This is a genomic window from Kaarinaea lacus (genome assembly GCF_975902315.1).
The window spans coordinates 1-6,943 of the sequence record NZ_CDLKIE010000187.1; the positions used below are offsets into that span (position 1 = coordinate 1).

Genomic DNA, 6,943 nt, shown 5'->3' on the forward strand with positions numbered 1-6,943 from the left:
ATCCCCCTGGCAACACCTGCAGGAGGATACTTTCCAAATCTTCCGGTAAAGTCCATGGCTGGCTGCGCAAGATGATATCCAGGCGCTGGTCCCCATCAAAATAATCGCCCACATATAATCCATCGCCCACCGCGCGTACCACCCCGGACATGACAGCACGATTCCATCCAACTTCAGCAATACGTCGTTCATCAGGCACCAATTGCAACTCGGGTTCAGCCAATGCCAGGCCAGGAAACGGCCGAACTCTGGAGCCTGGCAATTTCTGACTGATCATGCCAAAACCGGTCTGTGCCACGGTCAACAGGCTTTCTACATCACGGGCCTGAATATTCACATCAATAGTCCGTCCAGCACCAAACTTGCCAAACAAGGATGTACGCTTGGCAAAGGCAATGGTACCCGGAAAACCCTGGACGACACGATTAATCAAAGGGACCAGCTTGTCGGTATCAGCATCATTCCTGGTACGTGCGCCCATAAATACCCGGTTACCAAATGCGACAAAGAAATAATCATTCACATGTGGATCTTTTTCTCCATTGATATAAGGCAACATACGTTTGGCAATCACCTGCCCCATTTCCGCTTCAATAAAATCTATATTGGCACCAGGCGGAGCCAGGATAAATGCAAAAACCAGATTACGATTCCCCTGCGGTAAATAATCCACCTTGGGCTTTAAGACAATAGCCAAAGCAATCGGTACTGATATTAATAAAGCTATCCAGAACGCGCGACGCTGTGGGGTTCTGGTAATATTCATTATTCCATTGCTGATACCGTCCCACCATCTGGTATGGGGATCAGTTTTCATTTTGCCCTTGAGCCATTGTTGTGCCGCAGTAGGCAAAACCGTTACAGCCACGACTAATGAAAAACAGATGGCAACCGCAATAGTTAACGCCAGGTCTGCAAATAATTGTCCGGACTCATCTTCCAAAAAGACCACGGGCAGGAATATCGCAACAGTCGTTGCAGTGGATGCTAACAGCGCACCCCATACCTGGGTTGTACCGTGAAGGGATGCATGGTTGGGTGTATCACCTTTTTCCCGCAACCTTACGATGTTTTCCAGCACGATGATGGCCGCATCCAGCACCATACCCACGGCAAACGCCATACCGGCCAGTGATATAACATTTAAAGTTCTGCCAGCAGCATCAAGCAAAATAAAACCGGTAATTACTGAGACGGGAATCGCCAAAGCCACCATTAATGTTGCCCGGAAGCGGCGCAGAAACCACCACAGTACTCCTATTGCCAGACAAACACCCAATAACAAGTTGGTAAGCACCATGTTAATGGAACGATCGATATACTTTGTCTCATCGTAAACTTGTGTAAGGGTCAGGCCTGCACGTTTCAAAGGACCTTCTCGTAACTCCTCAGTTGCCTGCCGCAAACCTTCCATAACTTCCAGAACATTGACACCACTCTCTCGATGCGCGTTAACTGCCATCGCGGGCTGACTGTTTTGAATCACGAAGCTGTTGCGATCCACATAACGCACTTCAACGTCGGCAACATCGCGCAACTGAATAGGTTTACCCTCGCGCCATTCGAGAATCATCTCGCCGAGTTTTTCCACATCGTATTTACCGGCAAAGCGAATGGTGTAACGGCGCTTGCCCACAAAGGTGTCACCAGCCGACACGTCTTTACCGCTGCCCGCTAACTCAGCAGCTACAGGTAACTGCACACCCAGACTTGCGGCCTTGTAAGGATCAAACGAGACTCGCACTTCCCGTTCACGTCCACCGCGCACTTCAGACAATGCAACACCTTGCACCCGTTCAAAGCGGGTTTGTACAACTTCTTCGAGAAAATCCTGATAGGTGGCGATGGGCCGATCGTTACCCTCTACGGGCTTGGCAATAAACCAGGCAATGGGCCGGCTATCACCGCCAATGGTACTAATGATGGGTTCTTCGGCATCGTCGGGGTAGCGCGGCACCCGGTTAAGGCGGTTGAGCACTTCTAACAGGGCTCGCTCCAGATTGGTCCCCACCGAAAAAGTGATGGTAATTGAGCCTTCGCCCTGCTTGGCCTGACTTAATAATTCCGTCATGCCAGGCAAACCCCGGAACACCTTTTCCTGCGGTTCAATGATTTCTGCTTCCACTTCTGCCGGTGCTGCGGCACGCCAGAGGGTTCTGATCGTGATTTCCGGAGTTTCAACTTCTGGAGTTAACTGAATGGGTAAACGATCCAGGCTGAGCAATCCAAATATGATTGCCAGTATAACAGCGACAACAACGGCGACGGGATTACCTAAAGAGAGACGAGTCAGTTGCACGGTTTTTTAATCCTTTACCTTTATGCCTACTATGGAACTGCTTAGTTGGTAATAATGCTTACAGGCTGGCCGGGACGCAGACGCTCACCGCCGCGAATGACAACTTTATCACCGGGGGTCAGTTTACCGGTCACTTCGACCAGATCACCGGAGGCGATACCCACCTGCACAGGAATATTCTCCGCCTTGCTTTCGCCATTAACTCGATAGATGGATGTTCCACTACGGCGCAATACTAAAGCATCTCGCGGGACGGCAAGCACCTGCCTGGGTGCGGCAGTAGGTAAAGCGACGCGTACCGGTTGACCAATGCGCCAGTTAACATCTTTAAAATTTATTCGCAAATCCATTAACCGGGAGCGCTCATCACCTACCGGTACAATGGTCCGCACATCACCGTCCACTGCCACAACTTCTGGCTGCTCAACTTGCAGCTTTATTTTGCTGTGTTCAGAAATAAAATTGATGGATTTTAGTGGTACCCGCGCCTGTACTTCCATGGTCGCCGGATCAATCAAACGCACGACAGGATTACCTTCGTCCACGCGTTCGCCTGCTTGCGCATATCTTTCCGCAATAACACCATCAAAAGGGGCACGAATCTGATGGCGCGATTTTTCTTCTTCGGCCTGGCGTAATCTCGTACGGGCAATGGTCAGATCATTGTGTGCTACCTCGCGATCTGCCTGTGTTTGTTCGAGCAGTGTTTTGGCAGCGTTGTTCTGTTTTGCCAGGCGCTGAAGGCGTTTTACTTCTTCGCGCAGGAATACCAGACGGGCTTTTTCCCGCTCTACGGCGGCTTTTAATTCTTCGATTCTCAGGTCAACGAAGGTGTTATCAATTCGTGCAACGACTTGTCCGGCTTTTACCCGTACACCAACATCCAGAACTTTCTTCAAGCGTCCTTCTACTTCTGTTGCCAGTTTCGCGTCGTCGCGACTGATCACCGTGCCAGCCGCCCAGGTGACAGGCGCTAACTGAGTTGATTTCGCTTCGGCGACAACGACCGGTGCGGGAGGCCTTTTGGGTGCCGGTGCTGCCACAACCGTAACAAAACTGCCTAGTATCAAGGCTCCTAATAAAACAGTAATATGGATTGTTCGATTCATTGCGATTTTTATTCTGAAAATAATTTTAAGTTCGTCTAAATAATAAGTTGCGATAACTTGCGTTATTCGTAGTGTTAGACAGTTGTATTAACCAAAACCTTTGGCGGTAATTTTATGCCCAATCAGTTTCACTTCATCATCATCAACAGGGAGAATAAATGTCACGACATGCTTGGCTTTCTTTTTCCCTTCATGCCGTGTATCCAGTAAAAACACAAAAAATTTTCCGCTGAATTTTGTATCCGCCTGCGTATGAGTAATTCGATAGCTCTCCATTGGACCCATGTAGTTCATAAATTGTTGCAATCGCGATCGCCAATGTTCCCTGGGTATACTTTTATAAAACCGGTCGGAATACATAGGCAACATCGTGTCAAAGTCTTTGGCCTGTAATGCGCTGAAAAGTTTATTCACCTCTGGTGTTAAATCCAGGTTTGGCATCGGTTTATTGCAGCTCGCCAGCGCCAGGAGCGAGACAAAAAATAGAATTTGCCCGTAAGCATGTTTGTTAAAAAAGATCATAAGATATCTTAACCCATTGAAATAATGGCCTTTTAAAGACCTGACGAATCGACAACCGTAACACAATTTAGGAATTGTGAGAAATTAGAATCCTCACTCCAGGCAATTTTGAATAACTCGCGGGTAATAGAGGATTTGAGTGCAATTGGGAACGAACAAAGAAATGGCACAGCATTCCGTGGACGCAGTAAACCGGACCGGAAAACCAGGCTGCAGGGATCCCGCAGGAACAGAGCTAAACGCTGGCAACCAGGTGGAAAAAGACAAATATGCTGACAAAGACCAGGTTAAAAATAAAAATTTGTAAATCCAACATTATTCCCCGAAATTTAACTCGATACGCATCCAGCGCCAACGGCACTAAGCATACTGTTTTTATTGATGAATTTATTTTTAAATGAAACAGAAAGATCGAACTTTTTTCAACTGGCAAAATTTTACCAAACCGTCTTTAGCCAGTAAATAACCTGAAGTTATGTAAGTCTATTAATTGTTGTGAAATTTACTTCAGTTAGGACGCGATAACTCATTTCGCATAGCAATGATATCGCTTAAACTAAAATCCCTCAGCAAGCGAGTATATTTCTCATCTACTTTCAACAGGTTTGTAGAATCACAGCTGTCTCTTTCCGACAGCCATAGCTCTACCAGCCAACTCGCTGCAGCGCGACTAGCCCAACGAGGAATTAACTTTTCGTCCTTGAGCCAATCGTCGATGTAATAGGTATCTGCGTACACTTTATTGGCCCGCAACACGATACCCTGTTCAATCTGCTCTACGGACAATCCGAACGAATGATTTAGAACGGTTAATAAATTCATTGACTTAAGACCACATCCTTTTGCGTCCTGGTTAGCGAAGTCAAAACACCGTTTAGACCTCTACTAAAGCCACAACTTATACCGCCCGGGCCGGTTAGTCAATTTCCACAAAGCGCATTTCCACTCTTCTATTTTGCGATCGACCTTCCTGGGAATCATTGCTCGCAATGGGTTGAGAAGCGGCATATCCCTTTGTAGACAGCACTTTTGTGTTAATGCCTAGATTCACTAAAAATTTTGTCGCTGACCGCGCCCTTTTCAGGGATAACTCCTGGTTGATAGCGTCCGAACCGGTATTATCGGTGTGCCCCGCCACTTCGACGCGCATTCTGGGATGTTCACGTAAGGTAGCAGCCACACTCCCTAAAATCTTTTGTGCACTGGCACTTAACTCATCGCTGCCAGTATTAAAATGAACCCCACGTAAAGTAACAACTTCAATAATATGACAACCCATATACTCCACTTTCACACCCGGGGGCGTACCGGCACATAAGTCTTTGCTGTCCACAACGCCGTCGTTATCGGAATCCCATTCGCAACCATTACCGTCAACACTGACATCTTTTATAGTGTTACTGCAACGGTCTCGGTAATTGGGCACGCCATCCTGGTCATCATCAAATCCACAACCACGCGCATCAACTTTGACACCGCGTGGCGTGCCACGACAGGCATCCCGAGAATCGGCAACTTTATCGCCGTCTGTATCCAGGGCACAACCTTTGATGTCTACCAGGGTGTTGGGTGGTGTATCCTTACACTGGTCATCGGTATTAACCACACCGTCAATATCATCGTCTAGCGAAACAACCGCCGCGGAATCAGCTTGAACAGTTTTTGTTTTAACATCCTGATCCTCTGACTGTGAATCCTGAGCCGAAGTATTTTCGACCGCATCCGTTGATGCGCATCCAGTGATCGCGATGGAAATAAAGATCAGGAATGCGCTAAAGATTGAAATGCCTGCAAGGTTCGCCGTATTATTCTTATGCATATTGGTTTCCCTATTTTCGTTATTATTGTGTTGCCGACGTAGATCGACAGAATAACAGAAATATTAGTTTTTCTCATTATGGATCAGGTTAGCGCGCATAAGAAAGAACACAAAATCAATCAATTAAGCGGCAGGTATATACGCATCTTGTTTTCAAACCAGTGAACAGTCAGGCTTTGTAAACGGACCTGGATACTATTATGGAAAATACAGATTTGCTGACATTGATTACCTTAGCATTTGGCTTAGGTATTGTGCATGCACTGGATGCGGATCATATAATGGCGGTATCAGGCCTGGCGAGTACCCGAGTTAGTTTCCGTAATAGCCTGCAATTCTGCATTCGCTGGGCGACAGGCCATGGCCTGGCGCTACTTATTATAGGTATTTGTGTTTATTTTCTGGGAATGGCAATTCCGCACAGCTTAAGCCACTACGCGGAAAGTGCCGTGGGCTTTATGCTTATCGCTATAGGCTCATGGATAATTTGGGAACTGAAAATAAAAAACGCACATTTACATTTCCATCGTCACGATGGTTTACCTGACCATGCTCACTGGCATGCCCACGACCACAATCATAAGCAACATAGCAAAGATCCCCACATTCACAAACACAACGCTGTCATTGTTGGCGTACTACACGGAACAGCCGGGTCTGCCCCTCTTCTGGTACTAATACCTTTAGCCAGTTTGGGCTCACCAGCATATGGTATTGCCTATCTATTTGTATTCAGCCTCGGCGTTTTATTAACGATGATATTATTTGGTGGTTTCATTGGGAGTATTTATCAGTGGTTGACTAAACTGGGAACCGGTTTTGTTAAAACGCTTCGAACAATCATTGCAGCAAGCTCTATATTGTTTGGCAGCTATCTGGTTTCAGGGGCTTTCATTTAATGGAAGCTGCAATAGCACAAAAACCCTGGAAGGCCCAGCTCACATTAGGTTTTGAAAAAAGGAATCACCGCACTGTAGTTGCTAATAGAAAACATGTCGGCCCTTTGGTCATTCAAAAACCCTTTTACCCGGAAGGGGCTCCCTGTCATATTTATTTATTACACCCTCCCGGCGGATTAGTGGGCGGTGATCAGTTGACGCTGAACGTCGATTTAAACAAAGAAAGTCACGTATTAATTACCACACCAGGTGCTGCTAAATTTTACCGCTCGGCAGGACCCGTTGCCGAACAAAG

8 protein-coding genes are annotated in these 6,943 nt (G+C 46.9%); 3 read left to right on the forward strand and 5 right to left on the reverse strand.

Annotated elements, in window-relative coordinates:
* The 3 genes from ACWVCM_RS05410 to ACWVCM_RS05420 form a co-directional block, all read right to left on the reverse strand.
* Window positions 1-2,299, reverse strand: a 2,299-nt coding sequence (locus tag ACWVCM_RS05410) for an efflux RND transporter permease subunit (RefSeq protein ID WP_455200698.1), incomplete at its 3' end; no start/stop codon positions are given.
* Between the two features lie 41 nt (window positions 2,300-2,340).
* Window positions 2,341-3,408: an efflux RND transporter periplasmic adaptor subunit gene (locus ACWVCM_RS05415; RefSeq protein ID WP_455200699.1), complete on the reverse strand. Its 1,068-nt coding sequence runs from the start codon at window positions 3,406-3,408 to the stop codon at window positions 2,341-2,343.
* 87 nt (window positions 3,409-3,495) lie between these two features.
* On the reverse strand, window positions 3,496-3,930 hold the full coding sequence (locus tag ACWVCM_RS05420) for a hypothetical protein (protein WP_455200700.1): 435 nt from the start codon (window positions 3,928-3,930) through the stop codon (window positions 3,496-3,498).
* A gap of 163 nt (window positions 3,931-4,093) precedes the next feature.
* On the opposite strand from ACWVCM_RS05420, the gene ACWVCM_RS05425 reads away from it, so the two are divergent.
* Complete coding sequence (locus ACWVCM_RS05425) at window positions 4,094-4,237, forward strand: hypothetical protein (protein WP_455200701.1); 144 nt, start codon at window positions 4,094-4,096, stop codon at window positions 4,235-4,237.
* Between the two features lie 200 nt (window positions 4,238-4,437).
* On the opposite strand, the gene ACWVCM_RS05430 is transcribed toward ACWVCM_RS05425, so the two are convergent.
* Together ACWVCM_RS05430 and ACWVCM_RS05435 are read right to left on the reverse strand one after the other, a co-directional pair.
* Window positions 4,438-4,752 carry a hypothetical protein gene (locus ACWVCM_RS05430; RefSeq protein ID WP_455200702.1) on the reverse strand — a complete coding sequence of 105 codons (315 nt, stop codon included), beginning with the start codon at window positions 4,750-4,752 and terminating at the stop codon, window positions 4,438-4,440.
* 94 nt (window positions 4,753-4,846) lie between these two features.
* Window positions 4,847-5,749, reverse strand: coding sequence for an OmpA family protein (locus ACWVCM_RS05435; RefSeq protein WP_455200703.1), 903 nt, complete (start codon window positions 5,747-5,749; stop codon window positions 4,847-4,849).
* Window positions 5,750-5,949: 200 nt separating this feature from the next.
* Between ACWVCM_RS05435 and ACWVCM_RS05440 the strand changes: the two genes are divergently transcribed.
* Window positions 5,950-6,648, forward strand: a complete 699-nt coding sequence (locus ACWVCM_RS05440; RefSeq protein WP_455200704.1) for a HoxN/HupN/NixA family nickel/cobalt transporter — start codon at window positions 5,950-5,952, stop codon at window positions 6,646-6,648.
* Window positions 6,648-6,943: urease accessory protein UreD (locus tag ACWVCM_RS05445; protein WP_455200705.1), on the forward strand; the 296-nt coding region annotated here is incomplete at its 3' end. The genes ACWVCM_RS05440 and ACWVCM_RS05445, both read left to right, overlap by 1 nt.

Coding starts and splice junctions, on each gene's coding strand:
- ACWVCM_RS05430 (WP_455200702.1), bottom strand. CDS start 4,752: ATGAATTTATTAACCGTTCTAAATCATTCGTTCGGATTGTCCGTAGAG.
- ACWVCM_RS05435 (WP_455200703.1), bottom strand. CDS start 5,749: ATGCATAAGAATAATACGGCGAACCTTGCAGGCATTTCAATCTTTAGC.
- ACWVCM_RS05415 (WP_455200699.1), bottom strand. CDS start 3,408: ATGAATCGAACAATCCATATTACTGTTTTATTAGGAGCCTTGATACTA.
- ACWVCM_RS05420 (WP_455200700.1), bottom strand. CDS start 3,930: ATGATCTTTTTTAACAAACATGCTTACGGGCAAATTCTATTTTTTGTC.
- ACWVCM_RS05425 (WP_455200701.1), top strand. CDS start 4,094: ATGGCACAGCATTCCGTGGACGCAGTAAACCGGACCGGAAAACCAGGC.
- ACWVCM_RS05440 (WP_455200704.1), top strand. CDS start 5,950: ATGGAAAATACAGATTTGCTGACATTGATTACCTTAGCATTTGGCTTA.